Source organism: Oleiphilus sp. HI0123, from assembly GCF_001635315.1.
Genome location: NZ_LWGE01000502.1, coordinates 1 through 997 on the forward strand (window position 1 = coordinate 1; position 997 = coordinate 997).

The following is a 997-nucleotide window of genomic DNA, read 5'->3' on the forward strand; positions in this document are numbered from 1 at the left end:
GCTAAGCTTGGATTGGTCGTTACGCAACGCATTGCATACAAGGCAACAACTAAGCGTAAACACAGTGATGCTGTTGCAGATAACTTGCTGAACCAGAACTTTAATCCGGTTGGGCCAAATCAAATCTTGGCTGGCGATGTGACTTATCTGAAAACAGGCGAAGGCTGGATGTATCTCGCGATCGTCATGGATTTATTTTCACGCCGAATCGTTGGCTGGCAGATTGATAAGCGTATGACTACTGACTTGGTTAGTCGAGCTATGATCAGGGCATATAATCTGCGCCAGCCTCCTAAAGGCTTGGTGTTTCATAGTGACAGAGGTTCGCAGTATACCAGCAAGCGTTATCGCACACTGCTGAGTAATTATGGCATCAGAGCTAGCATGGGGGATGTAGGTGCTTGCTGGGATAACTCTGTTGTGGTGCGGTTCTTTGGAAGCTTAAAGCATGACTGGGTTTTGAAAGTGCCCCAGCCAACGAGAGAGCATATGAGAAATGATGTGGCTGACTACATGCGTTATTACAACTTAGAGCGGCTCCATACTTCTAACGAAGATATGTCGCCAATCGAGTACGAAAACTCTTTAAGAAAAGTGTCCTGATTTAGTTGCGCAGAACAGTTGAGAGTGTACGGTAAACGATGCTCAAGACCTTGCCCATCAGCTCCGGGTAACGGTCCAGCAAAAAGCGCAACTGGAAAGGAAAATTCAGCACCCATTGGCGAATAGGCTCTGCGGGAAATACTTCATCCACCAAAAGTGCGGCACTCTCCGCCATCCGCCGAGCGCCACAACTAGGGCAGAAACCACGCCGTTTGCAGCTGAAAGCGACCAAACGCTCGTGATGACAATCTTCGCAGCGCACACGCAATTTGAGGCTGTTCAAATTTTGGTATCTACGAAGCTGGAATATCAACAAGGTCTATCTGTGTTTCTTGTTTTCCTTATGGAGTGTGTCTTCTTTTATCGTATCTCTGCTGTTTGCTATGGGAGCTCT

Annotated in this window: 1 protein-coding gene and 1 pseudogene; one reads left to right on the plus strand and one right to left on the minus strand. The window is 47.2% G+C overall.

Annotation, left to right across the window (positions count from 1 at the left end; all coding sequences use genetic code 11):
* Positions 1–603, plus strand: a 603-nt coding sequence (locus tag A3761_RS04775) for an IS3 family transposase (protein WP_068749911.1), incomplete at its 5' end; no start/stop codon positions are given.
* Between the two features lie 10 nt (positions 604–613).
* Here A3761_RS04775 and A3761_RS25455 read toward each other — a convergent pair.
* A pseudogene (locus tag A3761_RS25455) lies at positions 614–871 on the minus strand (transposase zinc-binding domain-containing protein); the annotation flags it as partial.
* Positions 872–997: the final 126 nt, after the last annotated feature.